At 71.7% G+C, this 15,972-nt stretch carries 15 protein-coding genes; 6 read left to right on the plus strand and 9 right to left on the minus strand.

The window, feature by feature from the left end; translation table 11 throughout:
• Nucleotides 1-4: 4 nt before the first annotated feature.
• The 3 genes from ACNF49_RS05365 to ACNF49_RS05375 are packed head-to-tail and all read right to left on the minus strand — an operon-like array spanning nucleotide 5 to nucleotide 7,456.
• Nucleotides 5-4,807, minus strand: a complete 4,803-nt coding sequence (locus tag ACNF49_RS05365) for a DNA repair ATPase (protein ID WP_482942964.1) — start codon at nucleotides 4,805-4,807, stop codon at nucleotides 5-7.
• Between the two features lies 1 nt (nucleotide 4,808).
• Nucleotides 4,809-6,905, minus strand: coding sequence for a flotillin family protein (locus tag ACNF49_RS05370; protein ID WP_357973773.1), 2,097 nt, complete (start codon nucleotides 6,903-6,905; stop codon nucleotides 4,809-4,811).
• The gene (locus ACNF49_RS05375; RefSeq protein ID WP_482942965.1) at nucleotides 6,905-7,456 is read right to left on the minus strand and encodes a hypothetical protein; all 552 of its coding nucleotides are present in this window, start codon (nucleotides 7,454-7,456) and stop codon (nucleotides 6,905-6,907) included. Before ACNF49_RS05375 ends, ACNF49_RS05370 begins: the two co-directional genes overlap by 1 nt.
• A gap of 155 nt (nucleotides 7,457-7,611) precedes the next feature.
• Between ACNF49_RS05375 and ACNF49_RS05380 the strand changes: the two genes are divergently transcribed.
• Nucleotides 7,612-8,526, plus strand: a complete 915-nt coding sequence (locus tag ACNF49_RS05380; RefSeq protein WP_482945486.1) for an NADP-dependent oxidoreductase — start codon at nucleotides 7,612-7,614, stop codon at nucleotides 8,524-8,526.
• 35 nt (nucleotides 8,527-8,561) lie between these two features.
• Here ACNF49_RS05380 and ACNF49_RS05385 read toward each other — a convergent pair whose 3' ends face one another.
• Entirely contained in the window at nucleotides 8,562-9,053 is a 492-nt protein-coding gene (locus ACNF49_RS05385) for a CGNR zinc finger domain-containing protein (RefSeq protein WP_482942966.1), read from the minus strand.
• Nucleotides 9,054-9,179: 126 nt separating this feature from the next.
• Here ACNF49_RS05385 and ACNF49_RS05390 point away from each other — a divergent pair, with 126 nt between their 5' ends.
• Both ACNF49_RS05390 and ACNF49_RS05395 read left to right on the plus strand, forming a co-directional pair.
• Nucleotides 9,180-10,040, plus strand: coding sequence for an alpha/beta fold hydrolase (locus tag ACNF49_RS05390; RefSeq protein ID WP_482942967.1), 861 nt, complete (start codon nucleotides 9,180-9,182; stop codon nucleotides 10,038-10,040).
• 12 nt (nucleotides 10,041-10,052) lie between these two features.
• Nucleotides 10,053-10,700 carry an HPP family protein gene (locus ACNF49_RS05395; RefSeq protein WP_482942968.1) on the plus strand — a complete coding sequence of 216 codons (648 nt, stop codon included), beginning with the start codon at nucleotides 10,053-10,055 and terminating at the stop codon, nucleotides 10,698-10,700.
• A gap of 4 nt (nucleotides 10,701-10,704) precedes the next feature.
• Here the strand turns inward: ACNF49_RS05395 and ACNF49_RS05400 are convergent, their stop codons facing one another.
• The 3 genes from ACNF49_RS05400 to ACNF49_RS05410 are packed head-to-tail and all read right to left on the minus strand — an operon-like array spanning nucleotide 10,705 to nucleotide 13,058.
• Nucleotides 10,705-11,622, minus strand: a complete 918-nt coding sequence (locus ACNF49_RS05400) for an aminoglycoside phosphotransferase family protein (RefSeq protein WP_357973757.1) — start codon at nucleotides 11,620-11,622, stop codon at nucleotides 10,705-10,707.
• A 34-nt stretch (nucleotides 11,623-11,656) separates the two neighbouring features.
• A complete protein-coding gene (locus ACNF49_RS05405; RefSeq protein WP_352366206.1) occupies nucleotides 11,657-12,535 on the minus strand; it encodes a 1,4-dihydroxy-2-naphthoyl-CoA synthase in 879 nt (292 codons plus the stop codon).
• Nucleotides 12,536-12,545: 10 nt separating this feature from the next.
• On the minus strand, nucleotides 12,546-13,058 hold the full coding sequence (locus ACNF49_RS05410) for a PadR family transcriptional regulator (protein ID WP_482942969.1): 513 nt from the start codon (nucleotides 13,056-13,058) through the stop codon (nucleotides 12,546-12,548).
• Between the two features lie 76 nt (nucleotides 13,059-13,134).
• On the opposite strand from ACNF49_RS05410, the gene ACNF49_RS05415 reads away from it, so the two are divergent.
• Nucleotides 13,135-13,698 (plus strand): hypothetical protein, encoded by a 564-nt coding sequence (locus ACNF49_RS05415; protein ID WP_482942970.1) that lies wholly within the window; start codon nucleotides 13,135-13,137, stop codon nucleotides 13,696-13,698.
• Here the strand turns inward: ACNF49_RS05415 and ACNF49_RS05420 are convergent.
• Complete coding sequence (locus tag ACNF49_RS05420) at nucleotides 13,691-14,023, minus strand: ArsR/SmtB family transcription factor (protein WP_357973747.1); 333 nt, start codon at nucleotides 14,021-14,023, stop codon at nucleotides 13,691-13,693. The genes ACNF49_RS05415 and ACNF49_RS05420 overlap by 8 nt on opposite strands.
• Before the next feature lie 86 nt (nucleotides 14,024-14,109).
• On the opposite strand from ACNF49_RS05420, the gene ACNF49_RS05425 reads away from it, so the two are divergent.
• Nucleotides 14,110-14,280: a DUF3073 domain-containing protein gene (locus ACNF49_RS05425; protein ID WP_357973744.1), complete on the plus strand. Its 171-nt coding sequence runs from the start codon at nucleotides 14,110-14,112 to the stop codon at nucleotides 14,278-14,280.
• 148 nt (nucleotides 14,281-14,428) lie between these two features.
• Here the strand turns inward: ACNF49_RS05425 and ACNF49_RS05430 are convergent, their stop codons facing one another.
• Nucleotides 14,429-15,256 (minus strand): alpha/beta hydrolase, encoded by an 828-nt coding sequence (locus ACNF49_RS05430; RefSeq protein WP_482942971.1) that lies wholly within the window; start codon nucleotides 15,254-15,256, stop codon nucleotides 14,429-14,431.
• A gap of 116 nt (nucleotides 15,257-15,372) precedes the next feature.
• On the opposite strand from ACNF49_RS05430, the gene ACNF49_RS05435 reads away from it, so the two are divergent.
• Entirely contained in the window at nucleotides 15,373-15,939 is a 567-nt protein-coding gene (locus ACNF49_RS05435; RefSeq protein ID WP_482942972.1) for an NADPH-dependent F420 reductase, read from the plus strand.
• The last annotated feature ends 33 nt before the right edge of the window (nucleotides 15,940-15,972 follow it).

The raw sequence follows: 15,972 nt of genomic DNA on the forward strand, positions 1-15,972 counted from the left end.
GCGCTCAGCGGTCCGACTCCCTGATGGCCGTGCCCACCTCGCTCACCCGGTCGGCGAGGAGGCCGAGGGCGCCGACGGCTCTGGTCATCGGGTCGTCGCCGGATCCGCCGAGCGCCCTGGCCCTGAGGAAGGCCGCCTTGATCTCCGCCCAGCGCGCCGCCTGGGCGGGGGTGAGGCGGCCGCGCAGCTCGGCCAGCTTGAGCAGGTTGGCCTCGGCGTCCTGGGTGAGGGTCTGCGCCTCGCCCAGGTAGTGGTCGTCGATCACCGCCTCCAGCTCCTCGTCGTTCATGGCGGGCACGATGCGCTCGGCCAGCTTGTTCATGTTCCGGTACGACCCCTGCAACCGGTACGGCGGCTCGGTCCTGGACGCCTCCGCCTGGGACGCCGACGCGATGTAGGCCGCGTTGTTGGCCAGCACCACCTCCTGCGCCCGCACCAGCTTGCCCAGCACGCCGAGCACCTGCTCCAGCTCGGCCTTGCCGTACGGGTGCCTGAGCTGGTCAGGCCGGACGGCCGGGTCGCCCTTGGCCAGGCGTACCAGGAGCTCGACGTCGGCCCGGTCGCGGCCCGACAGGGGGGCCAGCACCGGGTTGGAGGTCAGCGCGTTGTCCACGTAGCTCAGCGCGAACAGCTCGTCCCTGCCGGAGAGCACGTCGCCCAGGTTCCACACGTCGGCACGGTTGGCCAGCATGTCCGGGATGCGGAAGCGCTGCCCGGACTCGGTGTACGGGTTGCCCGCCATGCACACCGCGAAGCGCTTCCCGCGCAGGTCGTACGTGCGGGTCCGGCCGTTCCAGACGCCCTCGATGCGGCGCTGGGCGTCGCACAGCGAGATGAACTTCTGCAGCAGCTCGGGCGAGGTGTGCTGGATGTCGTCCAGGTAGAGCAGGGTGTTGTTGCCGCTCTCCAGCGCGAAGGAGATCTTCTCGACCTCCTGCCTGGCCGTGGCGTCTGGCGCGTCGGCCGGGTCGAGCGAGGTGACGCCGTGGCCGAGCGCCGGGCCGTTCACCTTGACGAAGACCAGGCCGAGGCGGCTGGCGACGTACTCCATCAGCGTGGTCTTGCCGTAGCCGGGCGGTGAGATGAGCAGCAGCAGACCCATCTGGTCGGTGCGCTTGCCCGCGCCCGCCGCGCCGAGCTGCTTGGCCAGGTTGTCGCCGATCAGCGGCAGGTAGACCTCGTCCAGCAGCCGGTTGCGGACGAACGCGCTCATGACCTTGGGCCGGTACTCCTCCAGGCGCAGCCGGCGGCGTTCCTGCTCGATCAGCTCGTTGCGGCGGCGCTGGTAGGCCCGGTAGGCCGGGACCCGGTCCTGCCTGAAGGCGCGTGCCCTGGTCAGCAGCTCGTCGAGCCTGACCCGCAGCCTGCGGTCCTGCACCCGCGGATGCGCGCCGAGCAGTCCCTCGACGGTCTCCTCGACGGCCGCGCCGGAGTCGTGGCGGGGCAGGTCGCACAGGAGCACGGCGACGGCCTCGGCCACCTCGGGGCCCTGGCGGTAGGCACCGATCCAGGCGTGGGCGAGCTGCAGCCGCTCGGGCAGGGGGAGCGCGGCCAGCTCCTCCTCGAACTCGCGGGTCCTGGCCGGGCCGAGCGCCTGCCTGAAGCCGTCGAGGACGTCGCGCGCCGCCTTGCCGGTCACGAAGCCGGACGGCGTCGCGCCCAGCTCCTCGACCAGGTACTCGCCGGCCAGCGCGGCCGTGTTCTCACCGGTGTCCTGGCCGGGGGAGAAGGCGGCGATCCGGGTGCCGAGCTCGGTGGCCAGCTCTTCCAGGGCGGGCGTCCGGCCGAAGACCGCGCGGGCGCGGACCAGGGAGGCGGCCCTGGTGGCCAATGTTTTACGTGAAACCTCGTCCGTGCCGAAGGCCCAGAAGAGCTGCGCCGCCGCGCGGGCCTCGGACGGATAGCGCAGCAGGCCGGCGCCCTCGCGCAGGCGGACCAGGCTTTCCAGGACGAGGATCGCGTCGTGGTCGTGCACGCCACGCTCGTAGCCCTCGTCGTAGCGCTGCTCGGCGGCCTGGCGTACCAGGTCGGCCAGGGGAGCGCCGGGCCCTGCGGACTCCAGGAGCGAGGCGGCCAGGTGCTCGGCCCGGTACATCTCCGGCGTCTCCGACACCAGCAGCTGCTCCCAGAACGGCCGGGTGTCGGCGAACGACGCCGGCACGGGCGCGCGGTAGTCGGTGCCCGTGATCGCGAAGTGCATCTCGCCGTCGTGCGGGACCAGCGTCAGGTCGATCGGCTGGGTGTTGACGGCGAACAGGTGACGGCCGAGGCGCAGCGTCTCGCCGCCGTCGGTGAACAGGTCCAGCCGGTCCCGCAGGGCGCGGCCGGCCTCCTGCTGGGCCGCCTTGACCCGGCCGTCCAGCTCCTCGGCCCGGACGGCGTCGCCCAAGGAACGCAGCTCGGCCGCCGCCGTACGGACCCGGCCGACCATCGGATCGGTGGCGAAGTACGTGTTGACCTCGTCCATCGACCCCAGCGACGCCAGCCGCCTGGTCACGCTGCCCAGGATGCGCTCGGCCGAGGCGAAGACCCGGTCGGCCCGCCGGGCCAGGCCGTCGAGCTGGGTCTGCTTCCTGGCCGAGAACGCCTCGTAGACCTCGTCCCGCTTGCCCGCGAGCTGGGCGGCGAAGTCGTCGAACTCGCCGAACCGCGCCTCCAGGTTCTCCACCTGGAGCATCAGGCGGCCGAGCTGCTCGTCGCACTTGTCCGGCGTGTCGGCCATCGCCAGCGCGCCCGAGACGGCCTGCCCGAACAGGGCGAACTCGGCGGCGAAGGCCGCGCGGCCCTCCGAGCCCAGCAGCTCGCGGCGCCGCCCGTCCAGCACGGCCCGCGCTCGGTTCACCCCGGCCAGCACCTCGGCGATCCGGCCCAGAATCGACGTGCGGACCGTGGCGTCGGCGATCTCCAGCGAGCCGACGACCTCCGTCACCACCTCCAGGCCCTCCGCCTGCTCGGCCAGCCGGTCGGCGACGGGCGCGGCCTCGGCCACGGTCGCGATCGCGGCGGCGTCGGCGGCCAGCCGTTCGACCGCCGCGTGGTAGGCGGTGAACGCCTCCGCGCCCTCCAGGAAGGCGACCGCGCGCCTGCCGGTCGCGGCCAGCTCCGCGGTCACGGCGGCGGACAGCTCGTCCAGGCGGGCGAGGTCCAGGTAGCGGACGTCGCGCAGGGTCACCAGGCGGCCCTGCTGCCTGCGCAGGCCGGCCAGCGTGGTGACCCAGGCGTCGGCGGTGGCGGGGGTGTCGGCGGCGGCCTGGCGTACCAGGTGGGCGGTCTCCTCGGCGGCCGCCGCCAGGGTGTCGGCGGCCTGGCGGGTGAGCTGCTCGACGTTCTCGTACTCGTCGAGCACCTGTTCGGCGGTGGCGCGCACGTCGGCGAGCGGCGCGGCGAGCCCGTGCTCGCCGAGCCAGTGGTAGGAGTCGGCGGCGCGGGTGCAGGCGGCGATCAGCGCCTCGAACGTGGCCTGCGAGGCCGCCATCTCCTCGACCATGCGGGCCACGGACAGGCAGTCGGAGATGCCGCGCACCAGCTCGGCGTTGCCGATGCGCTCCAGCGGCCCGGTCCCGGCGGGCTGGGCGGCGGCGTAGGTGTCGGACACGTACGGCGTCTGCCACACCTGCATCGGGTGGACCCGGGTCGGCTCCTCGGAGAGGGCGCGGAAGACCACCATCGTGCCGTCGTCGAACAGGGAGTACCCGTGGCAGACGATGGGGTTGGCCACCTCCTTCCTGATCACGTTGTACGGCAGCAGCAGCGAGCGGCCGTCGCCCCGGGCGTGGAAGACGTACAGGACGTCCTCGCCGTTGGGCGAGCGCACGACCCGCTCGAACTCCAGGTCCGTCACGTCCGTGTCGAACGTCTTGCTGATCCCGGTGGCCAGGTAGTAGCCGCCCGGGAAGATCAGCCCTTGGTCCTCGGGCAGCCGCTGGCAGGACTGGCCGATGCCGTCGAGCCGGGTCACCGCCTTGGTACGGGTGTTGAACACCAGATGCCGCCAGTCCGGCTCCTTGTACGGCCTGATCCGCATGAGGACGAGCGGCCCGACCCGGGCGTACTCGACGTCGGCGTCGGCCAGCGACTGGAGGCGTTCGGTGACCGGCTCGGAGTAGACGCCCGCGCCGGTCTCGGTGTTGTTCTCGACCTTGATGGTGAGGTCGCCGCCGATCGTCTCGACGAAGACCTCGCCCTGGATGGAGATGTGCGGATGGCGGCCGAGCACGTGGTCGTCGCGGGTGGCCGGCGTCCATTCGAAGTCGTGGGACGGGGGAAAGACGTGGTCCCGCTCCCCCCTGTTATCCAGATATTTCGGGACACCGCCGTTGCTGACCGTCCACCTGAGCACCCGCGTGTCCGCCGGGCCCGTCCGGAACACCGCCAGCAGCTTGCCCTCGACCCGCCGCAGCTGCTGGAGCCTGGTCTCCTTGTAGTACCGGTACAGCTCCGCGAAGTCCTTCCTGAACGCCGGCTCCTCCAGCGTCTCCAGCTTCCCGGTCTCGAACGTGAACGCGTCCCCGTCCCTGGTGAAGCGGTGCACGGCGAACACGTCGGCCACGGTCGTCTCGGGCTTGAGCCCGATGAAGACGTTGTAGCCGAACAACATCACCTCGCCCAGCGAGACGATGTCCCTCGGGACGCAGTTGTTCTCGGTCCTGATCCGCTCGGTGCCGAGCAGGCGCAGCTCCGCGCCGCCGAAGACGCGCAGCCGCTGCCCGTTGATCTCCTCCGTCGCGACCGCGAGGGCCTTGGCCTGCGACTGGAGGCGGTTCCGGAGAACCTCGTAGGTCCCGGCTTCCAGCTCGGTGGTGCTCACGTCAGCCCTTCGCCGCCGCCAGCGCGGCCACGGGGGAGTCGGCCACGCCCAGCCGGCGCGCGGTGTCCAGCAGTTCGCCGAGCGCCGACGACTGCGGGCCGCCGTCCTGGATGAGCCGCATGAGCAGGGCCGAGACGGTCAGGTTCTTGATGTCCTCGGTGCGCACCCCGCCGACCACGCTCGCGATGTCCGCCGCCAGGCTGGCCGTCCCGTTGAGGTACGGCGCCGCGAGGGCCCCGGCCACGTTCGAGTGGCCGACGAAGCCGTCCACCGCCTTGCCCGTGGTGATCGAGCCGACCACCTTGTCGAAGAACATCGTGTCGCCGCCGACGATGTCGATGTTGGCCTTGGCCAGGCCCGCCGCCAGCACACTGGCCTGCGACTCGGCCACCTGGCGGGTGACGTCGATGTGCTTGAGCCTGATCTCCTTGTCGGCCTCCAGGCGCAGGCGGTACTCCTCGTGGCCCCGGCTGGCCTCGTCCAGGGCGGCCATCGCGGCGGCCTTCTGGGTCAGGCCCTCGGCCTCGGCCTTCAGCTTCTCGCCGATCGCGGTGGCGCCGGCCAGCGCCATGGCCTGCTCGCCCTCGGCCTGCGCCTTGAGCCGGTCGCCCTCGATCAGCGCCATGGCCCGCGCGCCCTCGGCCTCGGCCCGCAGCTTCTCGCCCAGGGACAGGGCCTCCGCGCGGCCGACCTTCTCGATGGCGTCCGCGTCGCGCTCCTTGACCTGCACCTGCGCCAGCCCGGCCGCGGCGGACTCGGCCTGCACGCCCTCCGCGAGCCGGATCTTGGCCCGCGCCTCCAGCTCGGCGGCCTGCTGCCGGGCCTCGGCCAGCACCAGCTCCTCGCGGGCCCTGAACTTCGAGGCCGCCTCCGCGGCCTCGGCCGCCTTGATGTCCTTGACCAGGTTCTCCTGCGCCTCGGCCTCGGCCGCGATGATCACCTGCTGGCGGGTGCGCTCGGCCTCCTCGACCACGCGCAGCCGCTTGATGCTCTCCTCCTGCTCGGCCACCGTCTTGTCGACCGCGATGCGCTCCCGGATGACCTCGGCGATCGACCGCTTCTCGGTCTCGACCTCCTTGTCCTTGGCGATGCGCGACAGCTCGGTCTCCCGCTCGCGGGCGATGACCTCCAGCAGGCGGTCCTTCTCGATGCGCTCGCTCTCGATCGCGATCACCCGCTCGCGGTTCTTCTCGGCCACCGCCACCTCGCGGGCCTGGTTCTCCCGCTGCACGCCGATCTGCTCGTCGGTCTTGATGCCGGCCGTCTGGGCGCGCAGCCGCTCCTCGGCCTGCACGCGGGCGATCTCCGCCTCCTCGCGGGCCTTGACGGTCTCGATCTCGCGACGCTGCTTGAGCTCGGCGTCGGTCTGGCGGCGCTGGAGCTCCAGGATGGCCTCGCGGGCGTCCACGTTCTGGCGGGTGATCTCCTTCTCCTCGGCCCGCTGGAACTCGTTGGTCCGTACGTGCTCCAGCGCGGTCAGCTCGGTGATCTTCCTGATGCCCTGCGCGTCCAGGATGTTGCTGGAGTCGAGCTGGGTGAGCGCGGTCTGCTCCAGGTAGTCGATGGCGGCGTCCTCGAGGCTGTAGCCGTTCAGGTCGGTGCCGATGAGCCGGATGATCTCGTCGCGGAACTCGTCCCGCTTGGTGTAGAGGTCGACGAAGTCGAGCTGCTTGCCGGCCGTCTTCAGCGCCTCGGAGAACTTGGCGCTGAACAGCTCCTGGAGGGTGTTCTCGTCGCTGGCCCGCGCGGTGCCGATGGCCTGGGCGACCTTGATGACGTCCTCGGCGGTCTTGTTCACCCGGACGAAGAATGTGATCTTGATGTCGGCCCTGATGTTGTCCCGGCAGATCAGCCCCTCACGGCCGGTACGCGTGATCTCGATGGTCTTCACCGAGATGTCCATGGTCTCGGCCTTGTGGACGACCGGCAGCACGATGGCGCCGGTGAACGTCACGTCCACCTTGTTGACCTTCGACACGATCAGCGCCTTGCCCTGTTCCACCTTGCGGAAAAGGCGGCCGATGATGACGAGCAGGCCAATCACGATGACCAGGACGACGGCGAGAAATACGCCGAAGCCCGTGGAGATGACGTCCATCAGATCTCGCTTTCGTAGGGCATGACCCAGAAGAATTCGCCGTCTTTGTCGTATTCGAAGATGAGTGCTTTGTCGCCGCGGCCCAGGCGGTCCCGTCCGGTCGTCCGGACCTGGACGACGGCGGTCGAGCCGTCCTCGGCGGTCACCTCGGCCTGGCCGAAGTCGGGGGTGGCGGCCCCGGTGCGGATGACGCACGGGCGGCCCACGAGGTCGCCGCGCGAGTGCTGGCCGCCGTCCTGGAACGCCCTGCGCAGCGGCCCGATCAGGGCGCGCGTGGCGAGCCAGCCGCCTCCCGCCGCGGCGAAGGGCACGGCGGCCAGCGCGGCGTCCGGCAGCACCTGGCTGCCGACCAGACTCAACAGCCAGGCGACCGCGACCAGCAGTGAGATCACGATCCCGACGGGGACGCCCCCGAGCCCCAGCCATGGCGCGTCGTGGTCGAGGTCCAACAGGCCCGCGATGACGGCCAGCCAATAAGCCAGGACCGCCGCGAGGAGGAAAGTGAAAATGACGGTCGGAAAGCCCAGAGCGGCGTGGAAGAACTCGGTCATCAGCCCTCGGTTTGCCCCATCCCCCGGTGTGTCCTGTCGGACTATATACATATAAAGCGCGACTAAAGCGGAAAGTTCCCGACTTCATATCGAAAGTTAGCCGACTTGACCTCAAGGGCGGTTGAGGTAGCACGCTCGATGACATGACTGACGTGATGAGGGCGGCGGCGTTCGCCGAGCCGGGCGGCCCCGAGGTGCTGAAGGTGATGGAGGTGCCCGCGCCGCAGGCGGGCCCAGGACAGGTGCGCGTCCGCGTGCGGGCGGCCGGCGTGCAGCCGTTCGACGCGGCCGTACGGGCGGGGTGGCTGCCGCCGTACATGGAGGAGGTGCCCTGGCCGCGCATCCCGGGCAACGAGTTCGCCGGCGTGGTCGACCAGGTGGGCGACGGGGTCACCGGGGTGTCGGCGGGGGACGAGGTGCTGGGGTTCTCGCGCCTGTTCGCCTACGCCGAGTACATCGTGGTCCCGGCGGCCGACGTGGCTCCCAAGCCCGCCGGGACGCCCTGGGAGGTGGCCGGCGGACTGACCTCCGGTGTGCAGACGGCCGAGCTGGCACTCGACGCCCTGGCGGTCGGCGCCGGCGAGACCCTGCTCGTGCACGGCGCGGCCGGGTCCGTGGGCACGGCGGCCGTGCAGATCGCCCGCATGCGCGGGGCCACGGTGATCGGCACCGCCCGCGAGGTCAACCACGACCACCTGCGCGACCTCGGCGCGATCCCGGTCGCCTACGGTGACGGGCTCGCCGACCGGGTGCGCGCGCTCGCCCCCGGCGGTGTGCAGGCGGCACTCGACGGCGCCGGCGGCCACGCCCTGGAGGTCTCGCTCGACCTGGTCGCCGACCGCGGGCGCATCGTCACGCTGGTCGAGCACGGCCGGGCGGCCGAGCTGGGCGTCAAGCTCGTCCAGGGCGAGCGCACGGCCGAACGGCTCGGCCGGTACGCCGCCCTGTACGCCGAGGGCCGCTTCGCCTTCCCGGTGCGGCGGACGTACCGGCTGGAGGAGGCCGCCGACGCCCACCGCGAGATCGAGACCGGTCACGGCCGGGGGAAGGTCGTCCTGGTGACGGACTGAGCCCTCCCGGCCCCTCGCATTCCGGGCGGGCCGGTTCAGCCGGCGTTCTTGTGGCGCTGGTTGAACCGGCCCGCCTTCGCGCGGTTGCCGCACACCTCCATCGAGCACCACCTGCGGCTGCCGTTCTTGCTCACGTCGAGGAACCACAGGACGCAGGCCGGGTTCGCGCACTTGCGCAGCCGTTCGGGACGTTCGCGCAGCAGGGGGACGACGGCGGCGGCCGCCGTCCAGGCCGCCTCCCAGGCCGGATCGCTCACCACGACCGTGTCGCGCGGCCCGTCGTCGTCCAACTGCGGTCTGGTCGCGCCCTCGTCGAGCACCGCGTTGAGCCGGTCGTGCCCACGTCCTTCGAGCAGCCCGCGCAGCGCGTCCCGTGCCAGGACGAGGCGGTCGCGCACCCGTTCCAGATCGTCCGCGCCCGGCAGGCCGTGGTCGCCGAGCCAGGCGCGCACGCCTTCCAGGTCGTCGAACTGGTCCAAGAGGGCGCCGTGGTCCACCCACACGGTGTCCACCAGGTCCAGAGCCAAGGGCTCGTCGCGGAGCGGCCGTATCCTCACTGCCTCTAACCCCTCAAAGCGATTTGACTGGTTAACTCTCGCCATGCTATCACTTAACCAGCAAAACAGATTTAGCCGGTTAGGGAGAGTGTTGACATGACTGTTCAGTACCGCACCGCTGTGATCGACGGCCTCGACGTGTTCTACCGGGAGGCGGGTGACCCCTCGGCGCCCACGCTGGTGCTGCTGCACGGGTTCCCGACCTCGTCGGTGGCCTACCAGGAGCTGATCGCCGAGCTGGCCGACGAGTTCCACCTGATCGCGCCCGACTACCCCGGATTCGGCCACAGCTCGGCCCCCGCCGCCGACGAGTGGGACTACACCTTCGACCACCTGGCCGACGTCGTCGACCAGCTGCTCGACACCCTCGGCCTCACCAGGTACGCCCTCTACGTGCACGACTATGGCGCCCCGGTCGGCTTCCGCCTCGCCGTCCGCCATCCGGACCGCGTCACCGGCATCGTCACCCAGAACGGCAACGCGTACGAGGAGGGTCTGACGCCCTTCTGGGAGCCGCTGCGCAAGGCGTGGGCCGACCCGTCCGAGGAGAACACCTCCGCGCTGCTCGGCCTGCTCACGCCCGAGGCCACCCACTGGCAGTACACGCACGGCGTCCGTGACGCCGGCCTGGTCAACCCGGACAAGGCGGTCCTCGACCAGGCCCGGCTCGACCGGCCCGGCAACCACGCCGTCCAGCTCGCCCTCTTCGTGGACTACGGCCGCAACCTGGGCCGGTACCCGGAGTGGCAGGAGTACCTGCGTGCCAACCAGACGCCGGTGCTGGCCGTGTGGGGGCGGCACGACGAGATCTTCGGCCCCGACGGCGCCCTCGCCTTCGACCGGGACACCAAGCGCGTGCAGATCCAGCTCCTGGATGCGGGCCACTTCGCCCTGGAGACGCGCGGCCCGCAGATCGCGGCGCTGGTCCGAGACTTCCTCCGCCGCCTCTCCGACTGACGGGAGCCTCCGATGGCCCAGCCCCGCCGCCGCGGGAACACCACGGCCCGCACCGGCTTGTCCGCCGCGGCCGCCCACGCGCACCGATCCCTTGGCCCCCGCCGCGCGCCCGCCCCCCACGGGCTCGCGGCGGTCCCGACGGCCGGGCCGCCGCCCCACCGGAGGTGGGGGTGGGCCGGGAGATCGGGGGCGCCCGCCCGGCCGTCCGGCAGGGCGGTGGCCCTGGCCACCGCGGCAGCGCTGGCCGGACTGTCGTTACTGGCCCTGCTGACCTCCCTCACCGGCATGGAGCTGTTCGCGCTGCCGTTCGCCGCCACCGCCGGGATCGTGGCCCTGGCGCCCGCCGCGCCGTTCGCCCAACCGCGCAGCATCCTCCTCGGCCACCTGAGCGCCACCGCCCTCGCCCTGGCGCTCACCGCCCTCACCGGCCCCTCGGTGTGGACGGCGGTCGCCGCGGCGGCGCTCTCCACGGCCCCGATGTTGCTGCTGCGGGCCCCCCACCCGCCGGCCGGGGCCACGGCGGCGCTGATCGGGCTCACCGCCCCCGACCCGGTGTACCTGCTCGACCCGGTCCTCGTCGCGAGCGTCGTGGTGATCGCCACGGGGGTGGTGCTCGGAAGGGCGCTGCCGGACCGCAGATATCCCGCCTACTGGCGGTGACCCGTCACTGGCGGTGGCGCATGGCTTCGGCGATCACCAGGGCGATCTCGTTGAGCTCGTGCTCGCCGTCCTCGACGTCCCAGAGGGCGTTCTGCAGGAGCCGGCCGAGGGTCCAGCCGGCCGCCCTGGCCGGGTCGAGGCCCAATCCATCCACCATCAGGTCGAACCGCCGCAGCACGCCCTTGATCGGGTCGCCGGTGGCGACGACGGCGTCCCAGCGGTTGTCCAGGGCGGGCCACAGGTCGAAGCCGGGGTCGCCGGCCAGCGGCTTGGGGTCGATGGCCAGCCACGGCTCCCGCTCGGCGGCCAGCACGTTGTCGTAGTGCAGGTCCCAGTGCAGCAGCCGGTCGCCCGGCTCGGCGACGAGTTCGGCGACCGCGTCGGCGCACCAGCGCAGCCAGAACCTGTCCTGCTCGCGGGGCAGCGCGGCCGTCGCGCGGTCGACGTCGGCCAGCATCTGCGCGGCGATGTCGCCCAACCGGCGCAGCCCCGGCGGGGCCGGGAAGGCGGTCAACCGGCCCAGCAACTCGGTCAGGATCTTCAGCGCCTCGGTGTCGTCCGGGACGGCCGACAGCGGGCGGTCGGAGTCGAGGCGTTCCAGCAGCAGGGTGCCGGTCTCGGGGTCGTCGTCCAGCAGCAGGACCGACCCCTTCCCGGCCCACGTGCGCAGGCCGGGCGCCTCGGTGGCGTTCTCGTCGGTGACGGGCTGGAGCTTGAGCGCCGCCCTGGTGCCGTCCTGCCGTACGACGGGCAGCACGAGGGAGACCACGCCGTGCATGGGGCGGCCCTCGTCCAGCCGCAGCCCCCACTCCTCCAGGTAACGCTCGGCCAGCGCGGGCAGGCCGGCCGACCAGGCCCGCCCCCGCTCGCCGTCGATCTTCACATGCGATGCGGTCAACGCCTCGGGAACCATGATCCTCATCGCCCCAGTCTGCCTCCGGCAGGGGCGCCCGCGGCTAGAAGTGCCAGGGGAAGGGCGACCAGTCGGGCGCCCGCTTCTCCAGGAAGGAGTCGCGCCCCTCGGCCGCCTCGTCCGTCATGTACGCCAGCCGCGTCGCCTCGCCCGCGAACACCTGCTGCCCGACGAGCCCGTCGTCGATCATGTTGAAGGCGAACTTCAGCATGCGCTGTGCGGTGGGCGACTTGCCGTTGACCTTGCGCGCCCACTCCAGCGCCGTGGCCTCCAGCTCCGCGTGCGGGACGACGGCGTTGACCATGCCCATGCGGTGGGCGTCGGCCGCGCTGTAGGTGTCGCCCAGGAAGAAGATCTCGCGGGCGAACTTCTGCCCGACCTGACGCGCCAGGTAGGCCGAGCCGAAGCCGCCGTCGAAGCTGGCCACGTCGGCGTCGGTCTGCTTGAAGCGGGCGTGCTCGGCGCTGGCCAGGGTGAGGTCGGCCACGACGTGGAGGCTGTGCCCGCCGCCCGCGGCCCAGCCGGGCACCACGCAGATCACGATCTTGGGCATGAAGCGGATCAGGCGCTGCACCTCCAGGATGTGCAGGCGCCCGGTGGCGGGGGTGCCGTCGGCGTACTGGTAGCCGTCTTTGCCCCTGATGCGCTGGTCGCCGCCGGAGCAGAAGGCCCATCCGCCGTCCTTGGGCGAGGGGCCGTTGCCCGTGAGCAGCACGCAGCCGACGTCGGTGGCCTGCCTGGCGTGGTCGAGCGCCCGGTAGAGCTCGTCGACCGTCTGGGGCCTGAAGGCGTTGCGCACTTCAGGCCGGTTGAACGCGACCCGCACCGTGCCCTGGTCGAGGGCCCGGTGGTAGGTGATGTCGGTGAAGTCGAAGCCCTCGACGACCTGCCACATCTTCGGATCGAACAGCTCGGAGACCATGGGTGCGAGCCTAACGGATCTGTTCCTCGGCCCACTCGGCCCACGCCTTCTGGACGGCGCCGAGCCGCAGGCCGTACTCCAGGGCGAGCCGGCCGTAGACCGACAGGTTGTCCTGGCCGCTCTCGACGAAGCCCTTGATGGCCTCCATGTGCTCCAGCTGCTTGCCCACCATCTCGGCCTGGCGGCGCAGGTACGCGCGGGCCTGCTCGGGATCGACCTGGCCGAGGAAGAACACGCGCAGCAGCATGTCGCTGCGCCCGACCCTGACCGGCTCGACGTCGGTGATCCAGCGGCGCAGCTCGGCCCGGCCCTCCTGGGTGATCGCGTACTCCTTGCGCCCACGGGGGCCCTCGGCCGCGACGCTCACGAGACCGACGTCGGCCAGCTTGCCGAGCTCGGCGTAGAGCTGGCTCTGCGTGGCCGGCCAGACGTTGGACAACGAGACGTCGAAGGTCTTCAGCAGGTCGTAGCCGCTGGCCGGCCCCTCGGCGAGCAGACCAAGCACGGCGTGTCTCAAGCTCATATTCCTATATTGACATATCTCCACAGGAGGTTCTACATTCGACATGTCTACTTAGGAATGTCAAAGGAGTTGCGCGATGCGCGGTCTGCTCGGTTTCCTCCCCTGGGTCGTCTACGCGGTCATCGCCACCGGCGACGAGTGGCGCTGGGGCGCCATCACCGGCCTCGTGATCGCCCTCGCCCTCGTGGCCATCGACCGCCGGTCCGGCCGGGCCTGGGACGAGATCGTGATCGAGACGAGCGCCGCCGCCTTCTTCGCCCTGCTCACGGTGCTCTCCCTGGCGGCCCCGCACTCGCCGCTCACGCCGTACGGGCCCGCGCTGGTCAACGTCTGGCTGGCCGGCACCGCCTGGGGCTCGCTGGCCATCGGCAAGCCGTTCACGCTGGGCATCGCGCGCACGATGGCGCCGAAGGAGATCTGGGAGACCCCGGCGTTCCGCCGCGTCAACGTGGTGATCACGACGGCGTGGGCGGTGGCGTTCACGCTCGCCGCCGTCTCGCTGACGTTCGTGCTGGCCGCGGCCCCCCACGCCACCATGGTCGTCATCGCGATCAAGGTGCTCTCGTTCGTCGTCCCCGCCGTCTTCACCGCCCGCTACCCGAAGGTGGTCAGGCGCCGCGCCGAGGCCGCCGCTAAGTGACCTCCGCCCGCAGCTCGGCCAGGAGCTCCCCCTGGTCGGCCAGCATGTCGGCGAGGATGCGGCGGGCGGCTCCGAGCAGGTCTGCCAGCTCGGGAGTGGCCAGGGTGTAGACCACCGTGCTGCCTTCGCGGATTGCGCTCACGATCCCGGCCCTGCGCAGGACCGCCAGCTGCTGTGAGAGGCTCGACGCCTCGATGTCGATCTGGGCCAGCAGGTCCCTGACAGGCAGTGGACCTTCCTGGAGTAGCTCCAACACTCTGATGCGAGCGGGGTGGCCGAGCGTCCTGAAGAAGTCGGCCTTGGCCTGGTGGACCTCCACGTGCATATTGCAAGACTAATCGAGCGCAGTTGCATAATTCTTCAAGTCACCATGTTGTTGGATAGCATGACAGCGGGGACTAGGGAGTAGCCATGGGCCGAGGAAGAGCCAAGGCGAAGCAGACGAAGGTCGCTCGCCAGCTGAAGTACGCCAACCACAACATCGACTACGACCGGCTGCGCGAGGAGCTGGGCGCGGACACGCCGCGCGAGGAGATGTACCCGTCTACGGCGTCCGAGCAGGAGTCCGAGCGCGCGCAATGACGCGCGCCGGCTTCGCGGGGGCGTCCGCGACGTTCTCGGGCCGCCTGGCCTCCGGCACCTGACCGGTCGCCACGAGATCCAGGCGGTGTTCCCGTGCCCGCCCGGCGGCGTGCCGCAGGGCTCGGGCCGGGCCGCCGTGGCCGGCGGGCTAGCCCGTCACCGCTTCGAGCAGGCGGCGCGCGTCGGCGAGCAGGCGGCCGGTGGCGGCCTGCGACACCGGGTCGGTGTTCTGCTGGAAACCGTGCGTGAGGCCGGGCTCCCTGCGACACGTGACCGGCACGCCCGCCTCGGCCAGCCGGCGGGCGTACGCCTCGCCCTCGTCCCTGAGGGCGTCGTGCTCGGCGGTGACCACCAGCGTGGCGGGCATCCCGCTCAGGTCCGGCACGAGCAGCGGGCTCAGCCTCGGGTCGGCGCGCCGCGCAGGATTGGGCGCCCACTGCCGCACCGCCCAGGCGAGGAAGCTCTCGTCGAGGCCGTGACCGGTGCCCTTCTCCCGCACGCTGGGCCGGGAGAGCGTGAGGTCGGTGTTGGGGCAGATCAGGATCTGGGCGGCGGGCGGCGGGTCACCCGCGTCCCGCAGCTCCAGGCAGGCCATCGTGGCCAGGTAGCCGCCCGCGCTGTCCCCGGCCACCGCGACCGGACGGGCCTCGCGCAGCACGGCCAAGACGTCCTCGACGGCCGCCGGGTACGGGTGCTCGGGCGCCAGCCGGTAGTCCACGGCCAGCACCTCCACCCCGCACTCGCGGGCCAGCAGGCGGCAGATCCGGTCGTGCGTGTCCAGGTCGCAGAACACCCATGCGCCGCCGTGCACGTACACCACCAGCGGCCGCCGCTCCGGCGCGGGCCGGTAGTGCCGCAGCGGCAGCCCGCGCGGCCCGGTCAGGTCGGTCACCTGCGGCAGCTCGGGCCCCCGCGCACGCAGGTGCGCCCGCTCGGCACTGCCCCTGCGCAGTTCGTGGACGTCGGGATCGTTCATGGACGAAGAGTGTAGGGATCACCGGCGGGCAAAGGTCTCGCTGCGCAGGCGCAAAGCCAGGCATGCGGGGAAGGCCGATGGGCAGGTGGCGATCGGGCCGACAAGGAGATCGAGACATGCGCGTAGGAATCGTGGGTTCGGGCCGGCTCGGCGCACCGCTCGGCCGGCTGCTCGCGGCGGCCGGTCACGACGTGCTCTTCAGCGACGCCCGGCTGGCCCTCGCCGAGGAGGCCGCGGCCGCCGCCGAGGGGCAGGCGGGCGGCGGCTCGCCGATCGAGGCGGCGCGCTTCGGCGAGGTCGTCGTCATGGCGGTGTGGTGGGAGGCGTTCCCGACCGTGGTCGAGGAGCTGGGCGCGGCGCTGGCCGGCAAGATCGTCATCGACCCCAGCAACCCGATCACCCGGCTCGACGGCGCCGAGGCGGTGGTGGCCGTGCCGGACGGGCTCACCAGCCCGCAGTACCAGCAGCACGTGCTCGGCCGCGAGGTGCGGCTGGTGCGCACGTTCAACACCAAGTACCCCAACGAGCTGCTGGACCTGGGCACGGCCGGCCAGCGGGGCGGCCCGCGGGCCGACATGCCCTACTGGGGCGACGACGAGTCCGCCAAGAAGGCCGTGGTGCCGCTCATCGAGGACGCCGGGTTCACCGCCATCGACGGGGGCGGCCTCGCCGACGCCCTGTAAGCCGAGCCGAGCCGAGCCGAGCCGGGGTGACGC

It is taken from the genome of Actinomadura sp. ATCC 39365 (genome assembly GCF_054392275.1).

Coding starts and splice junctions, on each gene's coding strand:
- ACNF49_RS05370 (WP_357973773.1), bottom strand. CDS start 6,905: ATGGACGTCATCTCCACGGGCTTCGGCGTATTTCTCGCCGTCGTCCTG.
- ACNF49_RS05375 (WP_482942965.1), bottom strand. CDS start 7,456: ATGACCGAGTTCTTCCACGCCGCTCTGGGCTTTCCGACCGTCATTTTC.
- ACNF49_RS05380 (WP_482945486.1), top strand. CDS start 7,612: ATGAGGGCGGCGGCGTTCGCCGAGCCGGGCGGCCCCGAGGTGCTGAAG.
- ACNF49_RS05390 (WP_482942967.1), top strand. CDS start 9,180: ATGACTGTTCAGTACCGCACCGCTGTGATCGACGGCCTCGACGTGTTC.
- ACNF49_RS05395 (WP_482942968.1), top strand. CDS start 10,053: ATGGCCCAGCCCCGCCGCCGCGGGAACACCACGGCCCGCACCGGCTTG.
- ACNF49_RS05400 (WP_357973757.1), bottom strand. CDS start 11,622: ATGAGGATCATGGTTCCCGAGGCGTTGACCGCATCGCATGTGAAGATC.
- ACNF49_RS05405 (WP_352366206.1), bottom strand. CDS start 12,535: ATGGTCTCCGAGCTGTTCGATCCGAAGATGTGGCAGGTCGTCGAGGGC.
- ACNF49_RS05410 (WP_482942969.1), bottom strand. CDS start 13,058: ATGAGCTTGAGACACGCCGTGCTTGGTCTGCTCGCCGAGGGGCCGGCC.
- ACNF49_RS05415 (WP_482942970.1), top strand. CDS start 13,135: ATGCGCGGTCTGCTCGGTTTCCTCCCCTGGGTCGTCTACGCGGTCATC.
- ACNF49_RS05420 (WP_357973747.1), bottom strand. CDS start 14,023: ATGCACGTGGAGGTCCACCAGGCCAAGGCCGACTTCTTCAGGACGCTC.
- ACNF49_RS05425 (WP_357973744.1), top strand. CDS start 14,110: ATGGGCCGAGGAAGAGCCAAGGCGAAGCAGACGAAGGTCGCTCGCCAG.
- ACNF49_RS05430 (WP_482942971.1), bottom strand. CDS start 15,256: ATGAACGATCCCGACGTCCACGAACTGCGCAGGGGCAGTGCCGAGCGG.
- ACNF49_RS05435 (WP_482942972.1), top strand. CDS start 15,373: ATGCGCGTAGGAATCGTGGGTTCGGGCCGGCTCGGCGCACCGCTCGGC.